Origin of the sequence: Novosphingobium sp. AP12 (assembly GCF_000281975.1) — a bacterium.
In the GTDB taxonomy this organism is placed as follows: domain Bacteria; phylum Pseudomonadota; class Alphaproteobacteria; order Sphingomonadales; family Sphingomonadaceae; genus Novosphingobium.
The window spans coordinates 29,685-51,021 of sequence record NZ_AKKE01000035.1; the positions used below are offsets into that span (position 1 = coordinate 29,685).

Genomic DNA, 21,337 nt, shown 5'->3' on the forward strand with positions numbered 1-21,337 from the left:
GGAAACAGGGCTCCATGATTCACGTAATCGCCTTCTATCTCTTCGCGGTGCTGACCGTCGCCTCCGGCGCGATCACCATTCTCGCGCGGAACCCGGTCCACTCGGTCCTCTGGTTGATCCTGGCGTTCTTCAACGCCGCCGGCCTGATGGTTCTGGTGGGCGCCGAGTTCATCGCCATGCTGCTGGTCATCGTCTACGTGGGCGCTGTCGCGGTGCTGTTCCTGTTCGTCGTCATGATGCTCGACATCGACTTCGCCGAACTGCGGGCCGGCTTCGTGCGCTATTTCCCGTTCGGTGCGCTGGTGGCCCTCGTGCTGCTGGCCGAGATCGTCCTGGGCATCGGGGCCTACCGCGCCGGCGCGCTGCACCTCGGCACGCCCGACGGCACCGCCGCGACGCCGGTTGGCGCTTCGAACATCGAGGCGATCGGCGCGCTGCTCTACAGCCGCTACCTGTTCCTGTTCGAGAGTGCGGGCATCGTCCTGCTCGTTGCCATGATCGGCGCGATCGTGCTGACGCACCGCCAGCGCAGCGACACGCGCGGCCAGAACGTGCGCAAGCAGAACATGCGCCGCCCGGACGAGGCGACCGTCAACGTCAGGCCCGAAGTGGGCAAGGGGGTCCAGCTGTGATCGGCATCGAACACTATGTCGTGGTGAGCTCGATCCTCTTCGTGCTCGGGGTCCTCGGCATCTTCATCAACCGCAAGAACGTCATCGTCATCCTGATGTCGATCGAACTGATCCTGCTTGCGGTGAACATCAATCTCGTCGCGTTCAGCGCCTTCCTCCACGACCTCACTGGCCAGATCTTCGCCATGTTCGTGCTGACGGTCGCCGCCGGCGAGGCCGCAGTGGGGCTTGCAATCCTCGTGATCTACTTCCGTGGGCGCGGCACCATCGCCGTCGACGACGTCAACCGGATGAAGGGGTAAGACGTTGTCCATCATCCTCATCGTCTTCCTGCCGCTTCTGGCGTCGATCCTTGCCGGGTTCGCGAACAAGTCGCTGGGCTTCGTCGTGCCCAAGGTGCTGACGACCGGCGCGCTGTTCATCGCCTGCGCCCTATCGTGGCCGATCTTCATCAGCTTCCTCAGCGGCAACGCCGAGGCGACCGTCGTCCCCGTGCTCAAGTGGGTGGCGTCGGGTTCGATGACCTTCGACTGGGCACTGCGGGTCGACGCACTGACCGCCGTCATGCTCGTCGTGATCACTTCGGTTTCCGCGCTCGTGCACCTCTATTCCTGGGGCTACATGAGCGAGGAGCCGGACCAGCCCCGCTTCTTCGCATACCTGTCGCTGTTCACCTTCGCCATGCTCATGCTGGTGACCGCGGACAACCTGGTGCAGATGTTCTTCGGTTGGGAAGGCGTGGGCTTGGCCTCGTACCTCCTCATCGGCTTCTGGTTCCGCAAGCCCTCGGCCGGCGCTGCCGCGATCAAGGCTTTCGTGGTCAACCGCGTCGGTGACCTCGGCTTCATGCTCGGCATCTTCGCGACCTACCTCGTGTTCGGCACCGTCTCGATCCCCGAGATCCTGCACGCTGCGCCCTCGATGGCCGGCTCTACGATCGGCTTCGTCGGCCACCGCTTCGACACGATGACGGTGATCTGCCTGCTGCTGTTCATCGGTGCCATGGGCAAGTCGGCGCAGCTGGGCCTCCACACCTGGCTTCCCGACGCGATGGAAGGCCCGACCCCGGTGTCGGCGCTGATCCATGCGGCGACGATGGTCACCGCCGGCGTCTTCATGGTCTGCCGCCTCTCGCCGATGTTCGAGCAGAGCGCGACCGCTATGCACGTCATCACCTTCGTCGGTGCCGCCACCTGCTTCTTCGCCGCCACCGTCGGCTGCACGCAGTGGGACATCAAGCGCGTCATCGCCTATTCGACCTGTTCGCAGCTGGGCTACATGTTCTTCGCGGCAGGCTCGGGCGCTTATGGCGCGGCGATGTTCCACCTGTTCACCCACGCCTTCTTCAAGGCGCTGCTGTTCCTCGGCGCCGGTTCGGTCATCCATGCGATGCACCATGAGCAGGACATGCGCTTCTATGGCGGCCTGCGTAAGAAGATCCCGATCACGTTCTGGACGATGACGGCGGGTACGCTCGCCATCACCGGCGTCGGCATCGCCGGTGTCGCGGGCTTCGCGGGCTTCCACTCGAAGGACGCTATCTTAGAGGCGGCCTTCGCTTCGGGCAGCTCGGTCGGCACTTTTGCCTTCTGGATGGGCATCTTCGCCGCGCTGATGACCAGCTTCTACTCGTGGCGCCTGGTGTTCCTGACCTTCTTCGGCAAGCCGCGCTGGAACCAGTCCGAGCATATCCAGCACGCTATCCATGACGCGCACGGTCACGCCGATCACGCTCACGACGCGCACGGCCACGGCGCTCCCGCCGAGGAAGACGCGGGCGAGAGCACCGACCATCACGATGCGCACGCCCACGCGGCACCCGTTTCGGGCACTAGTGGTCCCGACTATGCCGACCATGGCGACGGTACGGGCGGCTACCACCCGCACGAAAGCCCGCTGGTCATGCTGCTGCCGCTGCTGCTGCTGTCGCTGGGCGCGGTCTTCGCCGGCTTCGTGTTCGAACACTACTTCGTGTCGGACGGCGAGGGCGAGTTCTGGAAGGGCGCTCTGGTGTTCCACGAGCACCTGATTCACGCCATGCACGGCGTGCCGGTCTGGGTGAAGTGGGCACCGTTCACGGTCATGGCCATCGGCTTCCTGACCGCCTGGTACGGCTACATCAAGAACCTCGCCTTCCCTAAGGCGGTCGTCGACCAGATCGGGCCGGTCTACACCTTCGTGTACCGCAAGTGGATGTTCGACGAGCTTTACGACCGCATCTTCGTCCGCCCCGCATTCTGGCTCGGCAACGTGTTCTGGAAGGTCCTGGACATCGGGGTGATCGACAAGTTCGGTCCCGACGGCGCCGCCTGGGTCGTCTCACGCGGTTCGACTTACGCGCAGAAGGTCCAGTCGGGCTATCTGTACAGCTACGCACTTGTCATGCTGCTGGGCCTCGTCGGCGCCATCAGCTGGGTGATCGCGGGATAAGATGATGAGTGGTTTTCCGATCCTCAGCCTGATGCTGGCCGTGCCGCTGATCGGCGCACTGGCCTGCCTCTTCCTCGAAGCCAAGGCAGCGCGCACCGTCGCGCTGCTGGCAACGCTGGTCGACTTCGTGCTCGGCGTCATCCTCTGGATGAACTTCGACATCGGCGGCGCCCAGTGGCAGTTCACCGAGCGCGCCGAGGTCTTCTCCGGCTTCTCCTACGCCCTCGGCATCGACGGCATCGCCCTGTTGCTGGTCATGCTCTCGGTCTTCCTCATGCCGATCTGCATCGGTGCGAGCCGCTCGATCGAGAAGCGCGTGGGCGAATACATGGCCGCGTTCCTGCTGGTCGAAGTGTTCATGCTCGGCGTGTTCATGGCGCAGGACCTTTACCTGTTCTACATGTTCTTCGAAGCCGGCCTGATCCCGATGTACCTGATCATCGGCATCTGGGGCGGCGCCGATCGCATCTACGCGAGCTACAAGTTCTTCCTCTACACGCTGCTCGGCTCGGTGCTGATGCTGGTCGCGATGCTGTGGATGGTCCACACCGCCGGCACCAGCGACATCCCGACGCTGATGGCCTACGATTTCGACCCGCATGTCCAGACCTGGCTGTGGCTCGCCTTCTTCGCCAGCTTCGCGGTGAAGATGCCGATGTGGCCGGTCCACACCTGGCTGCCGGCAGCCCACGTCCAGGCGCCGACGGGCGGCTCGGTCATCCTGGCCGGCGTGCTGTTGAAGATGGGTGGCTACGGCTTCATCCGCTTCTCGCTACCGATGTTCCCCGAGGCCTCCGCCTACTTCGCGCCGCTGGTCTGGGGCCTGTCGATGGCCGCCGTCGTCATCACCTCGCTGATCGCGCTGGTGCAGAGCGACATGAAGAAGCTGATCGCCTATTCCTCGGTCGCGCACATGGCGATCGTGACGATCGGCCTGTTCGCCTTCAACACGCAGGGCCTCGAAGGCTCGATGCTGGTCATGCTGAGCCACGGCCTCGTCGCCGGCGCGCTGTTCCTTTGCGTGGGCGTCATCTACGACCGTCTCCACACCCGCGAGATCAGCCGCTACGGCGGTCTCGCCATCAACATGCCGCGCTACGCGCTGTTCTTCCTGCTGTTCACGATGGCCTCCATCGGCCTCCCGGGTACCAGCGGGTTCGTCGGCGAGTTCCTGAGCCTCGGCGGCATATACCAGGTTTCGACGGGGACGGCGCTGATCTGCACCACCGGCATCATCCTGGGCGCCGCCTACATGCTCTATCTCTATCGCCGGGTCGTCTTCGGCGAACAGAAGAACGCCGACGCCGCCGCCATGCCTGACCTCGACCTGCGCGAACTGCTGATGGTGGTTCCGCTCGCCCTCGCGGTCCTGTGGATGGGCGTCTACCCCGAGAGCTTCATCGCTCCGATGCGCGCCGACATCGCCGCGCTCGACGCCCGCCTCGCCCGTGCGAAGCCGGCCGGGGACAGCAAGCCGACAATCGGAAAAGCAAAGCCTGCGCACGAAGAAGCCGCTGCGCATGAGGGGTCACACTGATGGACTGGTCGCACTCCCTGCGCCTTATCGCGCCGGAAGAAACGCTGAGCATCGCGGGCCTCGTCCTGCTGCTGATCTCCGCCTGGGGCGGTGACAAGGCAAGCCGCCTGATCTCGATCCTCGCCGTAGCGGCGCTGGTCGCGGCCATGGCGCTCGTCGCGCCCGCCCTGTGCGGTCATGCGATGGGCCCGGACACTTCCGCTTTCTTCGGACAGTACCGCGCCGACGCCTTCGCCAGCTACGCCAAGATCCTGATCTACCTTTCGGCTGCCGCCACGCTGGTGATCGCGCCCGCCTTCTTCGAGCGCCTCGGCGCCATGCGCGCCGAATTCCCGGTACTCGTGGTCTTCGCGGCGCTGGGCATGGGCATCATGGTCTCGGCCACCGACCTGCTGACGCTGTACATCGGCCTCGAGATGAACTCGCTCGCCGCCTACGTCCTCGCCGCGTTCCTGCGCACCGACGGACGTTCGGCGGAAGCAGGCCTCAAGTACTTCGTGCTGGGCGCGCTGGCCTCGGGTATCCTGCTGTTCGGCATGAGCCTGACCTACGGCTTCACCGGCACCACCTCGTTCAGCGGCATCAACGCCGCGCTGTCGGGTGAACTCAGCCACGGCGCGCTGTTCGGCATCGTCTTCATGCTGGCCGGCCTTGCCTTCAAGATTAGCGCCGTGCCGTTCCACATGTGGACGCCCGACGTCTACGAGGGCGCGCCGACCCCGGTGACGACCTTCTTCGCCACCGCGCCTAAGGTCGCGGCGCTGGGCCTGACCATGCGCGTGCTGCTCGACGCCTTTGGCGAGCAGGCAGCCGCCTGGCAGCAGATCATCGTGTTCGTGGCGCTGGCTTCGATCGTGGTGGGTGCGCTCGGCGCCATCGGCCAGAAGAACATCAAGCGCCTGATGGCCTATTCGTCGATCAACAACGTCGGCTTCATGTTGGTGGGCCTCGCTGCGGCCAACCCGCAGGGCGCAGCCGCGATGCTGTTCTACCTGACGATCTACGTCGCCATGACGCTGGGCGGCTTCGCCGCCATCCTGATGCTCAAGGACGAGCAAGGCGACGCCGTGGAAGACATCGCCAGCCTTGCCGGCCTGTCGCGCACGCGTCCGGGACTGGCGCTTGGCCTCGCGATCATCATGTTCAGCCTTGCCGGCATCCCGCCGCTGTTCGGTTTCTGGGGCAAGTTCCTGGTGTTCCAGGCTGCCGTCGACGCCGGCCTGATGCCGCTCGCTGCGATCGGCTTCGCCGCCTCGGTGATCGGCGCGTTCTACTACCTCAAGGTCGTCAAGGTCATGTACTTCGACGAGCCCGCCGACGTGATCAAGGGTGAGAGCGACGTGTGGCACAAGGCGATCCTCGCGGTCTCCTGCGTGTTCATCTCGCCGCTCGGCTACCTGCTCACCAAGTGGCTGGGCGGTCTTGCCGGCACGGCGGCGACGGCGCTGTTCTTCGCGTCTTGATCCATAGCGTCGAGCAGACCGGCTCCACCAACGCGGACCTGGCCGCCCGGATCGCGTGCGGGGACTACCTGCCCGAAGGCGACTGGCTGGTCGCCGACCGCCAGACCGCCGGTCGGGGCCGCCTCGGCCGGGTCTGGAGTGATGGTTTCGGCAACTTCATGGGATCGACCGTGGTGCGCCTGGCACCCGGCGATCCTTCACCGGCCAGCCTTGCGCTGTTGACTGGCCTGGCGGTTCACGATGCGCTTGCTGGTTTCGTGGCCAAGGGCAGGGTGCTTCGCCTGAAGTGGCCGAACGACCTACTGGTCGACGACGCCAAGGTAGCCGGTATCCTGCTCGAAATGAAGGCCGGCACTGTAATCGTCGGCATCGGCGTCAACCTAGCGAGCGCGCCCGAAGTGCCCGACCGTAAGGTCGCCGCGCTGTCCGACTTCGCCCCACCATCATCGCGCGACCTGTTCGCCGGGGCGCTGGCGGAGTGTTTCGACCGCGAACTGCAGCGCTGGCGCTCCGTCGGCCTTGCCCCGCTCCTGCGTCGCTGGCAGAGTGCGGCGCATCCCAAGGGAACGCCGCTGACGGTGCTGCCGCCCGGAGAGGACGCGCTACACGGCACCTTCGCCGGGCTGGCGGACGACGGCAACCTCCGTCTCGCCCTGCCGGACGGTTCGATCCGCACGATCCACGCCGGCGACGTCTTGCTTGCGAACGCCTGAGTCTCGAGGAACCGGAAGAAGCCATGCTGCTCGCGATTGATGCCGGCAACACCAATGTCGTTTTCGCCTTGCTGGACGGCCGCGCCATCAAGGGGCGCTGGCGCATCGCGACCGATCCGCGTCGCACCGGCGACGAATATGCGGTCTGGCTGATGCAACTGCTCGCCATCCGCGGCGTGAAGGCGGAGGAGGTGGACCAGATCATCATCTCCACGGTCGTGCCGCGCGCCCTGCACAACCTCGAAATCCTCGCGCGCCACTATTTCAACGTCGAGCCGATGATCGCCGGCATGGACAAGGCCGACTATGGCATCGATATCGACGTCGACGAGCCCCGTTCACTGGGCGCCGACCGTGCGGTCAACGCCATCGCCGCGCATGCGAAGCACCCCGGCGACCTCATCGTCGTCGACTTCGGCACAGCTACCACGTTCGACGTGATCGACTTCAACGGTGCCTACAAGGGCGGCATCATCGCACCCGGCATCAACCTCTCGCTGGACGCGCTGGTAGGCAACACCGCCAAGCTCCCGCGCATCGCGATCGAGGTACCGAAGACCGACAGCGTGGTCGGCCGCAATACCGAGGACCAGATGCTGATCGGGGTGTTCTGGGGTTACGTCGCGATGATGGAGGGCCTGATCGCCCGCATCCGCGCCGAAATCGGGCGCCCCGCCAAGGTCATCGCCACGGGCGGCCTCGCCGTCCTGTTCCACGAAGCAACCAACATCTTCGACGCCGTCGATGCGGATCTCACGATCGACGGCCTCGCCATTCTTGCGCAAAGGGCCGCATCTAAGTGATTCCAGGTAAAGAACTGCTGTTCTGTGCGCTCGGCGGCTCGGGCGAGATCGGCATGAACGTCAATCTCTACGGCTGCCAGGGCAAGTGGCTCATGGTCGATCTCGGCATGACCTTCTCGGGCAATGAATACCCCGGCGTCGATCTCGTCTTCGCCGACCTCGAATTCATCGAGAACGAGCGGGAAAACCTGCTGGGCATCGTGCTTACCCACGCGCACGAGGACCACATTGGCGCCGTGCCCTACTTCGCGCAGGAACTGGACGTACCGCTCTACGCAACGCCGTTCACCGCCAAGCTGGTCGCGGCCAAGCTGGAGGAAGCCGGTATCCTCGACGAGGTCGAACTCAATGTCGTCCACGACCTCGAGAATTTCGACATCGGACCCTTCGGCATACGATACGTGCCGCTCGCGCACTCGATCGCCGAGGGCAATGCGCTGGTCATCGAGACGCCTTACGGCCGGATCTTCCACACCGGCGACTGGAAGCTCGACGACGAACCGCAGGTCGGCACCCCGGCGACCCAGGCCGAACTCACCGCCATCGGCGACGAGGGCGTGCTGGCACTGGTCTGCGATTCCACCAACGTCTTCAATCCTGAGGCGTCGGGCTCGGAAGGCGAGGTCTATCGCGGGCTGCTCGCCGAGGTGCAGCGACACAAGGGCCGCCGCGTCGCGGTGACCACTTTCGCCTCCAACGTCGCACGCCTGCAGACGCTGGGCGACGTAGCAAAAAAGACTGGGCGGCAACTATGCGTCGCCGGCCGTTCGCTGGACCGGATCATCGCGGTGGGCAAGTCGTGCGGGTACCTGAAGGACTTGCCCGAGCTGATCGACGTCGACACGGCGATGGGGCTCGCGCGTGAGGACGTGCTGATCGTCGCGACCGGCGGGCAGGGGGAGCCCCGGGCGGCGCTCGCCCGCATCGCCGAGGGCAACCACCCGATCAAGCTGGAACGCGGTGATGTGGTGCTGTTCTCCAGCCGCCAGATTCCCGGCAACGAAATCCAGATCGGCCGCATCCAGAACCGCCTCGCCGAGAGCGGCATCGTCGTCGTCACCGATCGGCAGAGCCCTATCCACGTCTCCGGTCACCCGGGGCGTCCGGAGCTGGAAGCGCTCTACAGCTGGATTCGTCCGCAGATCCTGATGCCGGTCCATGGCGAAATCCGCCACATGAAGGAGCAGGCACGCCTTGGCATCGCCTGCGGCATTCCCAAGGCGATCTACCAGAAGAATGGCGACCTGGTGCGCCTTGCCCCCGACCACGCCGGTAAGTTCGGTGAAGTGCGCGCCGGCCGCCTGTTGCTCGACGGCGATATCATCTCGCCTGCCGACGGCGACGCCATCGTCATGCGCCGGCGGATCGCTGCCAACGGCATCGTGTCGGTGGCCGCAGACCGGAAGGGGCACGTCGAAGTCTCGGCACTTGGCCTGCCACTGGACGAAGATTACGACGCCTTCGTCGCCGAGGCGAAGAAGGATATTGCTGACGCACTGGGCCGTGCCAAGAAGGCAGAACGCAGCGTCCGCGTCGAGGCAGCCCGCCTTGCCGCTCGCCGCGCTGCCACGCGCTGGTCGGGTAAGAAGCCACAGGTTTCGATCCTGCTACTGGAGGATTGACGCGAGATGGCGATGAGATGGACCTCGATGCTGGCGATCTACACCCTGTTCTGGGTGCTGAGCGCGTTTCTCGTCATGCCCTTCGGCCTGCGCACGCCTGACGAGGTCGAGGGCCATCAGATCGAGAAAGGTCATGCGACGAGCGCGCCGGTCAACTTCCGCCCGAAACTGATCGCGTTGCGCGCGACGGTGCTCGCGGTGGTGCTGTTCGGGCTCTACTACCTCAACTACGCCAATCAGTGGGTCACGACCGACGACCTCAATTTCTTCGGCAAGCCGCCTGTGGACGATCTCGGATACTGATGCGCTGGAGGCGCCAAGCTACGCGGGTAGCAGACGCCTCTCGCGACCGTATTGCACTTGCCGGTCGTTCAACCGCCTAATGGTACGATCTCCAGCGCGGCGACATTTCCGCCCTTCGTAAACCACGCGTTGCTGCGCGCTGCTTCGGACCGCATTTTCTCGCCTTGCGCGCGCATGTCTTCGGGCGTGTCTGAGAAGAGCACTCGCACGATGTACTTCTGGTCATCGGTGAGGCCGCGTGGAAGAGGGTGAAGAGTCGAAATCCGCTTCACCGCGCGCATGGTCGCAAAGTCGAGGTCGCGGTGGCCCGATGACTTCTGCAGTTCGATGCCGGCCGGTGCGCCGCTGTCGCTGCAGTTGAATTTGACCGCTACGACGCCGGTGTGAAGCGGCATGCCGGCGAGGCTCGGTGGATATTGAAGCTTGCTGTCCAGATCCTTGAACAGTTGTGCAGACCAGGCTTCGAGCGAAGGCGAGACGACAACTATCGCATTGTCGTGGGTCGCTGCAGGGTCTGCCTGGACAGGCAAGGACACCAACAGGGCCATCAAGGAGATGGCCAATGAAAATCGACGTTCCATTTCAGTAACCTCCCAAAGCAACGCCATCGGCAGACTTCGAGGGATGGCGCAGAACCATGATTTTTTGTGGCTTGAATGTCATGCCCGACTCTCGCGAACGGAGTCGTCGGCGACCGCGACGCTGATTGAACCTGCGATCTAAAAGAGTCTACTTATTTGAACCGACTGGCATGCCTCGAGCAGATAACACAATGAAGTGGCGCCGATATTTCTGCAATGCGAGAATGTTCATAATTTAGGTTCGATTTGTGCCGCGAACTTAAGGTAGATTCCAAATATTCTACTTAAAAAACTGAATGAATGGGTCTCGTCCGCACCCAGCCTCCGAGAAGAGCGAAGGGGCGGGCGAAGTTTCGACATGGCGCTCAGGCGCGTTGAGGGCCCACGGACGCAAGCGCCGGCCATCGTAAAGGTACGAGCATGACACTCGCACATTCACGCTCGTATGATTTTAGTGAGCCGCGTTCAGGCGCGAAGCCGCTCGACACCCTGTGCCAGTGCTACGTAGAGCTTGCCCATGTCCGACGAAAGCAGGGTCACGCCCAGTGCGTTGCCGTCACGCGTCGACAGGACCTGCCGCAGGATCGCCTCGAAATCGTGGATGTAGCGGCTGACGTTGGCGCGGAAGGTGTCGTCGCGTTCGAACACGTGCTGGATCGCCTTGGCTTCGCCGGCGTCCAGCAGGTTGACGGCGCGGCGCGTGAAAATGCCCCGGTCGCCGCGCAGGTAGGCTGCCCAGGCAGTGTCGGCGATGTCGCTGGACAGAACCGAGGCGATGTCGATGGCGTTGGAATTGAGCGATTCGGTGATGATGGCAGCGCGGCGGGCGAAGTCGTTGTCGACCTGGTCCTCGGCTTGGCGGCGGGCATCGGATACGCGGGTTTCGAGGTTTCCGACCAGTTCGTCGACCTTTGCGACCTGCTCACGCAGCTGTCCTGCCGCCTCGCGAGTGACGCCGGAAGAGTGGGCCACAGCCTGCTCCAGCTGCCCCGAAATTTCGGCAACTTTGGTGCGCATCGCCCTGTCTATGGCCGAGGCGCTTTCGGCTCCCAGTGTCTCGGCGACACGCGCGATCCGTTCGGCGCTGTCTTCCTCGACTGAGGCGACGGCATGCTCAAGACTGACACGCAGCGCGCCAATCGCTTCGGTCAATGCGCCGCCAGCGCGGTCGGCGGCCTGCCGGGTGGCCTCATCGATCTCATTCATGGTGGAGTGAAGGCTTGCAAACAGGGCCGCATGGTCGGCTCCGCGCCCGGTGATGGCCGTCTGGGCCCTTTCGAGACCGGCGAGCAGCACATCAAGGTCGCGCCCGGAGGCGCCGATACCCGCCGAAATGTCTTCGCTGCCCTTTGCGGAAAGGCGCAATTGGCCGACGAGAGCGCCCACGCCTTCTTGCAACCGCAGGAGCCTGTCCTCGGACAATGCGAGAGCTTCGGGAAGTGCGTTGTGGGTCTGCTTGGCACTGGCCTGGATCAGTTCCAGCAGGCGCACGCTGTCGCCGGTCAGCTTCTCGACCTCGCCGTCCGTCGCCACCAGCGTGGCGCGCGCGGCGGTGAGCCGCTGGGTGAGAGCGCCGAGGCTGCCATCGAGGCGGGCTTCGGAATCGACTGTCGCCTGCGCGATGGTCGCAAGCCGGGTGTCGTAGCGCGACAGTTCCTCGGTGACGGCGGCAGCTCGCTCGGCCAGGTTTGATGCCTGGATGCGGTGGCGTTCGAGGCGCTCGGCGATGCCGGCGTCGAGTTCGCCCAGCATATGCTCGATCCGGGCAATGGCGTGGCGTTCCTGCTCCACCTGCCTGGACTGCCGTTCCTCGGCTTCCATCGCCAGTCGCTCGGCACGAAGACCGATCGACTCGTCGATCTGCCGGGCCTCGGACGAGATATGGGCGAGACGGCCAGCCAATGCGTCGATGGCAGTATTCTGGGCTTCCGTTATCGCCTCGCTGACGGCGGATTGTTCGCATGACAGGTCGGCTAGAGAGTTACGAAGCGTCTCGCTTGCGCGGTCTTCCGCATCGTGAAGGGCGCGGGAGACGACTTCGCTCTCGTCGCGCAGGGCACCCAGACGGGCACGCAGCGAGGTGAGGCTCTCGGCCTCGTGATGGTCGAGCTGTTGCCGGGTTCCCTGGATTTCTTCGGCCAGTGAGCTAGCCCGGGTGCGCATCGCGTCAAGCGCGTCGACTTCCTGCCTGTCGAGCTGGGAACGGAATTCCTCCCCGCGCGCCGCAAGTTCGACGAAGCGGGCAGAGGCCATCGCTTCAAGTTGTTCGCATTGGCGGGTGAAGCCATCGAGCGTCTCACCCACCTGCTCGCGCAGCATCGCGACCTGCCGTGTGCTGGCGGTGCCGAACTCGTTAAGGCGGTTGAACCCGGCGACCATGTCTTCCAGCTGCGCATGGGCGGTGCGGCCGGCATTGGCGATGTTGTTGGTCACGTCCTTTGCCGAGCTGGCGATGACAGGGAGCTGGCCGCGCAGCTTCTCCATGTTTTCCAGCGCGGCGTTGCTGACGCTACTGATCGAATCGACGCGGGCACCATTTTCGCGCACGAGGTCCTGAAGCCGCTCTGCATTCTGCGAAAGGCGCTCCGCCGCGATCCGGCCCAGCGCTTCCAGGTCGCGCGACTGCGCCGCGATGAATTCGCGGGCGAGGCTGAGTTCACGATTGACGGTGGTCAGCCGGGTCTCGAGCAGCGCCGATTCGTTCGACAATGTCCGCGCGATCTGTCCGAAGCGGCGGCCTTCGCGAGCGCTGTGGCGCATGGCAAGCAGCCAGATGGTCCCGATCAGCAGTACCGGCACGCACCATTGGGTCACAAGCGCCGGAACCGCTGAGAGCGGCAAGCCCGCGCGAAATGCCGGAAGTTGTGCAGCAACGAACAGAGCAGACCACGCAGCCACCGCAATTCCAGCAAGGGTCGGCATCAGCCAAGCCTTCGGTGCGGGCGTGTACGCATGCTCTCCCTCGTCCTCGGCCGCGACCCAAGCATCGTCCCAGCTTTCGCGGACCGAGGCGAATTCCGCTGCTTCGGCAGACTTGTCGTGCTCGGTCACGGACCCTTCGCCGTTGCCCAACCCGAATGAGATGATCCTGTGTTCCCCAACCATCCGTGCAGGATATCACGAGTGGCGCGGCAATAAACCCCAGCTTAACCCATTGCCCACTATCCTGGGGAAATGGCTTATGAAGCAGGCGCCCTCGAAGCGACTCTCGCCGCTGCCGCGGGCGGCGACCCTATCCTCATGGACGAACTGCGCCAGGCTTTCGTGGAAAGCGTGGCTCGGCAGGTGGACTTGCTTGAGCGCTCGCGCTGCGACGGCAACTGGCTGGTGGCAGCCATGCGGCTGAAGGGGCTGGCGGCAAGCTTTCATTCGGACCGACTGCTTGTGCTGGCAGACCATGCTCTCGACGCCGCGCCGGGAGAACCTACCGCCGTCCGCAGGCTGAAGGCCTACCTCTCGGAGTTTTCCGCCGCCTGATTGTTTGGTTCCGCTTGGCACCGGCCCGGCAGCTGCCTACATCATGCTGTGGGCGGTGGAGTTCGAGTTTGCGGATAGCATTGCTGGCAATGACGGAGCCTGCGGGAGCAGGGCAGCCGTTTCCGCGTGCGTTTCTGCGCGTTGCGGGGGCGAGCGTCGCCCAGCATCAGCTCGGCATGGCTCTCGCGCTGGATTGCCAGAGGGTGATCTGCATGGCGCGAGGCACATCGCCCGAATTGATTGCGCTTCAGCATGATGCTGAAAATGCAGGATTGCAGTTCACCATCGCCACGGGGCCGGGGCAGCTTGCCGGGCTGGTGACGGCGACCGACGAACTGGTCGTCATTTCCGAAGGACTGTTCGCGGATCCCTCGCAGGCGGTCGCCTTGCTCGAGGGCAGGGCACCTGTTGTCCTGGTGCAGCCTGTCGAAGGCGCGCTTGTGGCCGGGTTCGAACGAATCGACATTAACCGGGCCAGCGCCGGCTTGATGCGCATTCCCGGGGAACTGGTGGAACGGCTCCATGAACTGCCCGCCGACTGCGACGTCCTTTCCGCTCTCACACGCATTGCCCTTCAGATCGGCATAGCGATGCGGGAGGTTCCCGCTGCGGCGCGCGCCGGTTCGGGCTGGCGTATGATCCGGAGCGAGGCCGAGGCCTATGCGTTGGAAGACGAATGGCTGCGCTCGCGCTTCGGCGAGGGGACCTGCGGTTCGCCGGGACGCGCGGTTGCGCGTTTCGGAGTCCTCAGCTTCGGCTCGTCGTTGCTCCATGCCGGTAACGCCAGCAATGTCGTCTCGATCGCCGTGCTGGTTTCGATAGCGATCGCCGCAGGTCTGGGCTGGTTCGGCCTTGTCTGGGGCGGGTTCGTTTTCGTCGCGGTCGCCTGGCTCCTGGTTGAAGCGAGCCGGTTGCTCCGTGCGGCCGAGCGCGAGGCGCTGGGGCAGCCGGCGCCGGCGATTCCGCGTGCCGACGCACTTGTCTGGCTGGTGGACGCGGCTTTTGCCGCCATGATCCTGCTCGACACCCCGCGTTTTCCAGGCGAGCCGGTGCTCGCATGGCTGTGCACACCGGCGATCCTGATGATGACGCTTGTGCTGCTTCCGCGCGTGACGGGTGGCAGGGCGGTGGGATGGGCAGGGGACCGCGCGCTGCTTGGAGCGGTGCTGGCCGTGGCCTCGGGTTTCGGACAAGTGCTGCTCGTCGTGCGCTTGCTTTCGGTCGTGCTCCTCGCCGCGGCTTTGTTGCCGCCGCGGCGGAACGGCTAACGTCGATTTAACCAAATGCCGATTAGACAGATCATATGATTGATCAAGCCGCCCCTCCGGCCAGCCCGGAACGCGTCGAAACCGCGCTGCGAGAGCAACTCGTGCGTGGCGATGCCGTGGCGGGGACGGCGGTCCCAATTCTGCGCCATTTGATCGCGGCCGGCGACGTTTCGCTGTTCAACGAGGAGATCGTCACGCGGCTTAGGGCGATGCTGGCGGATATCGCGCGGCAATTGCTCGATGCTCTCATGGGCCGGCAGGGCCGCACTCACTCGGCGGGCGAAGTGGAAGTCGTCGGCCATGCCCTGCTCGACAATCCAGCCCTGGTTTCGCACCTCCATGCGCTGGCGCTGGAGTGGCAGTTGACCGAAAGGCTGTATGCGGCGCTCGGGCTTGATCCGGTTGCTTCGCCGCTGCTGCAAGAGCTGATTGCCTCGCCGGACGAAGTGACGCGAAACAAGGCGCGGGCTTTTCTCGCGGCTCAGGCGCGCTGGTGTCAGGCGCAGCGGAGGATGTCGCTGCCGCTGACGGAATTGCCGGCGGACCTGCTGAACGTCGCGCTCTACACTCTACGTACACTGGCCGGCATCGAACCGGCGCTGGCAGAGAGGGCTACGGTGGTCGAAGGCGACATCCGCCGCTCGTACGATGAGCAGGCCACCCGGTTGGGGCGAGCCGCGCACTTGGTCGCCTATCTTGTGCAGGACAGGCCCCCGACGTTGTGGGTGGCCCAGGCCGGGGTGCCGCTCTTCCTGACCGCCATTGCGATCGGGTCGGGACAGGGTCGTGATGCCGCCGCGCTGTCCATGCATCGGACCCAGACCGCCCGCTTGGGCCTTACCCTGAGAGCAGCGGGCCTCGGCGCGGGCGCCGTCGCAGAACAGTGCCTGCTGCTCCATCCCGAAATTCCGCCGCCCCACGATCTCTCCCGGTTGAGCTGCGAAGAGGCGGGGGCGATGCTTTCGTCGGCGCGTCCGGTGCGGGATCATACCCTCTGATGGGAGGCGGGGGCATTATCGTGGCACAGGCCATGAGCGACGGCGAGGACCGATTGCTCGAAGCGGGCGAGCCGCTGGCTGGCCTGCAGGTGCGATGCGGGGGCGAATTGCCTGGCACGATCGCGGTGCCCGAACTGCTCGAACTGGTCCGCAAGGTTCGCAGCTCTGGTTTCCCTCTCGCCCGCTCCGTCAATGCGCAGGACGGCAGCGATGCGGTCAGCGCCTGGGTCGAGGTCGAGCCGGGTGCCGAGGGAGGGGGCTGCGCCATCCGTGTGCGAACCTGGCAGACGGCACAGGTCCTGCAGGAGGACGGCGCCCTCGCGGCGCAGCGCCGGGCAGGGATCGACCGGCATCTCGCGGAGCTTTCCGCCTATCTCGACGCCGGCCAGCGGGTGCTGACGGTTACGTCCGACTCGATCGAGTTGACGGAGATCACCTCCGCCATGGAGGCGGGGGCAGGCCAGATCTGGACCGATTTCCTCGCGCCGCAGAACGTGACGCACCAGCAGCCGCTCCACTGGCGCCTGCTCGACGGATCGCGGGTCATCGTGCCGGGCTCGGAACGCAACTTTCGCGTATCGCTGCTTCCGCTCATGTCGCCGGGCTTCGAGCCGGCCGGTTTCGAGCTGCTGCTGCTGTCGGATGAGCCGGCGGCCGAAGGCCCGGTCCTTGTTGAACCTGTCATCCGCAATCCGCGCCGCAGTCTCGTCGGCCAGGACCTTGCGCCCGTGCTCAAGCAGCCGATCTCGCGCATCATCGCCAATGCCGAGACGATCCGCACGCGCCTCGCAGGGCCGCTGCCGGACGCATACGCTGAATATGCGGGCGAAATCGCCAGCGCGGGCAAGCTGCTGCTGGGACTGCTGGAGGACATGGCCGATCTCGAGATGGTCGAATCGGACAGCTTCTCCACCATGCCAGACCCCATAGATCTGTCCGAAGTGGCGCGGCAGGCGGCAGGCATCCTCGGCGTTCGGGCCCGGGAGAAGGGCATCGTCATCGAAGTGCCTTCGCCCGAGCAGACGCTGCCCGCCTTCGCCGAGTTTCGCCGCGTCCTTCAGATACTGCTGAACCTTATCGGCAACGCGATCCATTATTCGCCGGAGGGCTCGCGCATTACCGTATCGCTCCAGCATCGGGATGAGCTTGCTCGCGTGATCGTAGCCGATGAGGGTCCTGGCCTTGCGGATCAGGATCAGGAGCGCGTGTTCGAGAAGTTCGAGCGCCTCGGCCGCAGCGGCGACGGCGGATCGGGCCTTGGCCTCTATATCTCACGGAGCCTGGCGCGCACCATGGGCGGCGATCTGACAGTGGAAAGCGTGGCGGGCGATGGCGCCCGCTTCAGTCTTGACGTTCCGGTCGACCCCGACGCCTGAGGCTCAACAGCGCCGCCCCAGCCAGACGATGATCCCGCCGACGGCTGCCAGGACTGCGCCCCGCACGGCCCAGCCTCGGTCGGAAAGCATGAAACTGTCTGCCGGCCACATGATCACGCCGGTGCCCTGAGCCACGAAAAGCAGACCTGCGGCAATGAGCAGGACGCCCAGGATCATCGCCAGTATTCGAATGAAAAGCATGTCGTCGCGCCCCGTTTGCTTGCGCCAGGGTGCCCCCTGGATGCGGCCGGATTATGGCGAGAGTGGCCTGTCTGCGCGGTAAGGCCAACGAAAAAAGGCCCCCGCTTTCGCGAGGGCCTTTCTCGGGTACCGCGACTGCTCGCGGAACTGGTCTATCAGCGCTGGCCGATGGGCAGGTAGTCGCGCTGCGTCGGGCCCGTGTAGAGCTGGCGCGGGCGACCGATCTTCTGGCCGGGATCGGAGATCATCTCGTTCCACTGCGCGACCCAGCCCACGGTACGGGCGAGGGCGAAGAGCACGGTGAACATGGTGGTCGGGAAGCCGATCGCGGACAGGATGATGCCGGAGTAGAAGTCGACGTTCGGGAACAGCTTCTTCTCGATGAAGTACGGATCGTTCAGCGCGAGTTCTTCGAGGCGCAGGGCGGTCTCGAAGAGCGGATCGGTGACCTTGAGCGCGTCGAACACTTCCCGCAGGGTCGACTGCATGACCGTCGCGCGCGGGTCGTAGTTCTTGTAGACGCGGTGACCGAAGCCCATCAGGCGGAACGGGTCGTTCTTGTCCTTGGCGCGCTCGATGTAGTGCGGAATGCGGTCGGGCGTGCCGATTTCCTTGAGCATGTTGAGCGCCGCCTCGTTGGCGCCGCCATGCGCGGGGCCCCAGAGGCAAGCGATGCCGGCCGCGATGCATGCGAACGGGTTCGCGCCCGACGACCCTGCAAGGCGCACGGTCGAGGTCGAGGCGTTCTGCTCGTGGTCGGCGTGGAGGATGAAGATCCGGTCCATCGCCTTCTCGATCGCCGGGTGCACCACGTACTCTTCTGCGGGCACACCAAAGGTCATGCGCAGGAAGTTGCCGGTGTAGCTGAGCGAGTTGTCGGGATAGAGGAACGGCTGGCCGACCGAATACTTGTAGGCCATCGCCGCGATCGTCGGCATCTTCGCGATCAGACGGTGCGAGCTGATCTTGCGATGTTCGGGATCCGCGATGTCGGTCGAATCGTGATAGAACGCGGAAAGCGCGCCGACCACGCCGCACATGATCGCCATCGGGTGCGCGTCACGGCGGAAGCCGCGATAGAAGGTCGCAAGCTGCTCGTGGAGCATCGTGTGGCGGCTGATGGTGTAGCTGAACTTGTCGAGCTCATCCTTGCTCGGCAGTTCACCATTCAGAAGCAGGTAGCTGACTTCCATGAACGAGGAATTCTCGGCCAGCTGGCCAATCGGGTAGCCGCGGTGCAGCAGAACGCCTTCGTCGCCGTCGATGTAGGTCAGCGCCGACTCGCAGCTCGCGGTCGAGGTGAAGCCGGGGTCGAACGTGAACTTGCCGGTCTGGGCATAGAGCTTGCGGATGTCGACGACATCCGGACCGACGCTGCCCTTAAGGATCGGGTATTCGAAGTCCGCGCCACCAGCGCTCAGTTTAGCCTGATCACCCACCAGTTATATCTCCTTATGACGGTTACCCGACAGGAACGTCCGCCTGCGCACCGATACGTGCGAGGCTCTCTTCCCGTCCGAGCAAAACCAGTACGTCGAAAATCCCCGGCGAGGTCGTCTGACCTGTCAGGGCCGCCCGCAACGGTTGTGCGAGCTTGCCGAGCCCCAGTCCCAGTGTCTCGGCCATTGCCTTCAGGTTTCCTTCCAGTCCCTCCAATGTCCAGTCACCAAGACCGGACAGGCGCTCGTGAATCGCGGCAAGGCGGCCACGCGCCTCGTCGTTCAGGAGGCCAAGCGCCTTCTCGCTCATGGCGAGCGGGCGCTGGGCGAACAGGAAGGCAGAGCCTTCTGCAAGTTCGTTGAGGTCCTTTGCGCGGACCTTGAGCACGGGCATGGCGCGCGTCAGAAGGCCGAGATCCGCGTCGGCGGCCCCGTTCAGGCGCGGCGCGACCAACGCGGCGAGCCGAGCGTCGTCGGCCTCGCGCAGGTAATGCCCGTTGAGATTGTGAAGCTTGGCGAGGTCGAAGCGCGAGGGCGACTTGCCCACGTCGACCATGTCGAACCAATCGATCGCCTGCTCGCGCGAGATGATCTCCTCGTCGCCGTGGCCCCAGCCGAGGCGCAGCAGGTAGTTGAAGACCGCCTCGGGCAGGATGCCGAGTTCGTCGCGGTAGGCATCGACGCCCAGCGCGCCGTGACGCTTGGACAGCTTCGCGCCGTCGGAACCGTGGATCAGCGGAACGTGGCCGTAGACCGGCACCTCCCAGCCCATCGCCTGGATGACGATTAACTGGCGGAAGGCGTTGTTGAGATGGTCGTCGCCGCGCAGGACGTGGGTCACGCCCATGTCGTTGTCGTCGACGACGACGGCAAGCATGTAAGTGGGTGTGCCGTCGCTGCGCAGGATGACGAAATCGTCGATCTCGACGTTCTGGACGGTGACCGCGCCCTGGACAAGGTCGTCGATCGTCGTCTCACCCTCACGCGGGGCCTTCATGCGCACGACGTAGGACCTGTCGGCGGGCCAGGTCGAGGGATCGGCGTCACGCCATTCGCTGTCGATACGGAACGGACGGCGTTCTTCCTGCGCCTTCTGGCGGCGCTCGGCGAGTTCTTCGCTGGTCAGGTAGCAGCGGTAGGCATGGCCGCTTTCCAGCATCCGCGCCGCCACTTCCGCATGGCGGTCGGAGCGCGCGAACTGGAAGACGGGTTCCTCGTCGCCCTCAAGCCCCAGCCAGGTGAGACCGTCAAAGATCGCGTCGATTGCCGGCTCGGTCGAGCGGGCGCGGTCGGTATCCTCGATGCGGAGGAGATATTTGCCGCCGTGGTGGCGCGCGAACAGCCAGTTGAAAAGCGCGGTACGGGCGCCGCCGATGTGCAGGTAACCGGTAGGCGAGGGGGCAAACCGCGTGACGACGGCTTTGGTGCCCGTCGCTCCGCCCGTTGCACTGCCGCTTGCCATCGATACCACCTTGCTGTCCTAATGCGCGCCATGGGGAACCAGGCCGCAACCGTCGAAAATTCGTCTCCGAAAGGCGCCGGAGCCGCTGCATTGCAGCATCGGCCATGGAACAGCGGGAGCGACTTGTCGAGGGTTTTGGGTGCTCTCGAGCGATTTCTTTCGAGTGCGCGATTTGATCGCGGACCATGGCTGACCGTGGCCTTCGCCGGAGGTATCGTAAGCTGGTTCTCGCTGCCCTCGCTGGTGTGGTGGAGCGCATTTTGCGTGGTCTGTGGAGTTCTCGGCGCCGCAGCCGCCGCGCCATGGTCGGGCCGCGAGCACTATCCGCAGCTGCTTAGGGCCTTGCTGGTCCTGCCATTGCTCGCCATGGCAGGATGCCTGGCGATCTGGGCGCGGTCCACTGTGATCGGGGAGCCGCCGCTGGACCATCCCATCGCCGGAACTTTCGCCGCGAGGGTGCTCGAGATCGAGCCTCAGCCCGCCCTCGACCGCGATCGCCTCATCCTTGCCATGCGAGAACCAGGGACAGGCCGGGCCATCAAGGTGCGGGTGAACGTCCCCGGCAAGAACCTGGCGGCCCACGTCGGTATTGGCGATGTCGTGCGCTTCAAGGGCCGGCTCATGCCGCCGGCACCGCCCATGTTGCCGGGCGCCTACAACTTTGCACGGACGGCGTGGTTCGCAGGCATCGCCGGTAGCGGCTCCGTAATCGGAGAGGTCGAGGTCGTCGAACCCGGCGCGGTTCCCGCAGGGTGGTTGTCGGGCCTGCGCCGCTCGCTCGCGGACCACATCCGCGCCAGGATCGGCGATGAACGCGCCGGCATAGCCACTGCATTTGTGACGGGCGACCGAGGCGGCATTTCCAAGGCGGATGACGAGGCGATGCGCGATTCCGGACTGGCGCACCTCCTCTCAGTGAGCGGGTTGCATGTCGGCGCCGTGGTAGGTGCGGTGTATGTGCTGTTCGTGAGGGTGCTGGCCCTGTCTCCCTGGCTCGCATTGCGCGTGAGACTTCCCGTTGCGGCGGCCGCC

19 protein-coding genes are annotated in these 21,337 nt (G+C 64.9%); 14 read left to right on the forward strand and 5 right to left on the reverse strand.

Going from position 1 to position 21,337, the window contains the following annotated elements; translation table 11 throughout:
* Positions 1–14 precede the first annotated feature (14 nt).
* From PMI02_RS06955 to PMI02_RS06995, 9 genes are read left to right on the forward strand one after another with little or no spacing between them, the layout of a single operon-like run.
* Complete coding sequence (locus tag PMI02_RS06955) at positions 15–632, forward strand: NADH-quinone oxidoreductase subunit J (RefSeq protein ID WP_007680701.1); 618 nt, start codon at positions 15–17, stop codon at positions 630–632.
* Positions 629–934: an NADH-quinone oxidoreductase subunit NuoK gene (gene nuoK / locus PMI02_RS06960; protein WP_007680703.1), complete on the forward strand. Its 306-nt coding sequence runs from the start codon at positions 629–631 to the stop codon at positions 932–934. The genes PMI02_RS06955 and nuoK overlap by 4 nt, the downstream gene beginning before the upstream one ends.
* Positions 935–938: 4 nt before the next feature.
* On the forward strand, positions 939–3,062 hold the full coding sequence (gene nuoL / locus PMI02_RS06965) for an NADH-quinone oxidoreductase subunit L (protein ID WP_007680704.1): 2,124 nt from the start codon (positions 939–941) through the stop codon (positions 3,060–3,062).
* 4 nt (positions 3,063–3,066) lie between these two features.
* Complete coding sequence (locus PMI02_RS06970) at positions 3,067–4,599, forward strand: NADH-quinone oxidoreductase subunit M (protein ID WP_007680706.1); 1,533 nt, start codon at positions 3,067–3,069, stop codon at positions 4,597–4,599.
* Complete coding sequence (nuoN, locus tag PMI02_RS06975) at positions 4,599–6,062, forward strand: NADH-quinone oxidoreductase subunit NuoN (protein WP_007680707.1); 1,464 nt, start codon at positions 4,599–4,601, stop codon at positions 6,060–6,062. Before PMI02_RS06970 ends, nuoN begins: the two co-directional genes overlap by 1 nt.
* Complete coding sequence (locus PMI02_RS06980) at positions 6,059–6,775, forward strand: biotin--[acetyl-CoA-carboxylase] ligase (protein ID WP_007680709.1); 717 nt, start codon at positions 6,059–6,061, stop codon at positions 6,773–6,775. The genes nuoN and PMI02_RS06980 overlap by 4 nt, the downstream gene beginning before the upstream one ends.
* 23 nt (positions 6,776–6,798) lie before the next feature.
* Entirely contained in the window at positions 6,799–7,578 is a 780-nt protein-coding gene (locus PMI02_RS06985; RefSeq protein WP_007680712.1) for a type III pantothenate kinase, read from the forward strand.
* On the forward strand, positions 7,575–9,200 hold the full coding sequence (locus tag PMI02_RS06990) for a ribonuclease J (RefSeq protein WP_007680714.1): 1,626 nt from the start codon (positions 7,575–7,577) through the stop codon (positions 9,198–9,200). Before PMI02_RS06985 ends, PMI02_RS06990 begins: the two co-directional genes overlap by 4 nt.
* 12 nt (positions 9,201–9,212) lie before the next feature.
* Positions 9,213–9,503, forward strand: coding sequence for a DUF1467 family protein (locus PMI02_RS06995; protein ID WP_036502706.1), 291 nt, complete (start codon positions 9,213–9,215; stop codon positions 9,501–9,503).
* 68 nt (positions 9,504–9,571) lie between these two features.
* Here the strand turns inward: PMI02_RS06995 and PMI02_RS07000 are convergent, their stop codons facing one another.
* Together PMI02_RS07000 and PMI02_RS07005 are read right to left on the reverse strand one after the other, a co-directional pair.
* A complete protein-coding gene (locus PMI02_RS07000; RefSeq protein ID WP_007680721.1) occupies positions 9,572–10,084 on the reverse strand; it encodes an energy transducer TonB in 513 nt (170 codons plus the stop codon).
* Positions 10,085–10,549: 465 nt separating this feature from the next.
* The gene (locus PMI02_RS07005; RefSeq protein ID WP_238539012.1) at positions 10,550–13,135 is read right to left on the reverse strand and encodes an ATPase; all 2,586 of its coding nucleotides are present in this window, start codon (positions 13,133–13,135) and stop codon (positions 10,550–10,552) included.
* Positions 13,136–13,258: 123 nt separating this feature from the next.
* Between PMI02_RS07005 and PMI02_RS07010 the strand changes: the two genes are divergently transcribed.
* From PMI02_RS07010 to PMI02_RS07025, 4 genes are read left to right on the forward strand one after another with little or no spacing between them, the layout of a single operon-like run.
* Complete coding sequence (locus PMI02_RS07010) at positions 13,259–13,561, forward strand: hypothetical protein (RefSeq protein WP_007680727.1); 303 nt, start codon at positions 13,259–13,261, stop codon at positions 13,559–13,561.
* A 14-nt stretch (positions 13,562–13,575) separates the two neighbouring features.
* Complete coding sequence (locus tag PMI02_RS07015; RefSeq protein ID WP_238539013.1) at positions 13,576–14,829, forward strand: hypothetical protein; 1,254 nt, start codon at positions 13,576–13,578, stop codon at positions 14,827–14,829.
* A 35-nt stretch (positions 14,830–14,864) separates the two neighbouring features.
* Positions 14,865–15,827, forward strand: a complete 963-nt coding sequence (locus PMI02_RS07020) for a hypothetical protein (RefSeq protein ID WP_007680732.1) — start codon at positions 14,865–14,867, stop codon at positions 15,825–15,827.
* Positions 15,827–17,203 carry a sensor histidine kinase KdpD gene (locus PMI02_RS07025; protein ID WP_007680734.1) on the forward strand — a complete coding sequence of 459 codons (1,377 nt, stop codon included), beginning with the start codon at positions 15,827–15,829 and terminating at the stop codon, positions 17,201–17,203. Before PMI02_RS07020 ends, PMI02_RS07025 begins: the two co-directional genes overlap by 1 nt.
* Positions 17,204–17,206: 3 nt before the next feature.
* Here the strand turns inward: PMI02_RS07025 and PMI02_RS07030 are convergent, their stop codons facing one another.
* The 3 genes from PMI02_RS07030 to gltX all read right to left on the reverse strand — a co-directional run bounded on the left by PMI02_RS07030 (position 17,207) and on the right by gltX (position 20,305).
* Positions 17,207–17,404: a hypothetical protein gene (locus PMI02_RS07030; protein ID WP_007680737.1), complete on the reverse strand. Its 198-nt coding sequence runs from the start codon at positions 17,402–17,404 to the stop codon at positions 17,207–17,209.
* Positions 17,405–17,559: 155 nt separating this feature from the next.
* On the reverse strand, positions 17,560–18,843 hold the full coding sequence (locus tag PMI02_RS07035; protein WP_007680740.1) for a citrate synthase: 1,284 nt from the start codon (positions 18,841–18,843) through the stop codon (positions 17,560–17,562).
* 22 nt (positions 18,844–18,865) lie between these two features.
* Positions 18,866–20,305 (reverse strand): glutamate--tRNA ligase, encoded by a 1,440-nt coding sequence (gene gltX / locus PMI02_RS07040; RefSeq protein ID WP_007680743.1) that lies wholly within the window; start codon positions 20,303–20,305, stop codon positions 18,866–18,868.
* Between the two features lie 195 nt (positions 20,306–20,500).
* Between gltX and PMI02_RS07045 the strand changes: the two genes are divergently transcribed.
* Positions 20,501–21,337 (forward strand): ComEC/Rec2 family competence protein (locus PMI02_RS07045; RefSeq protein ID WP_007680748.1); only part of this gene is annotated, 837 nt, incomplete at its 3' end.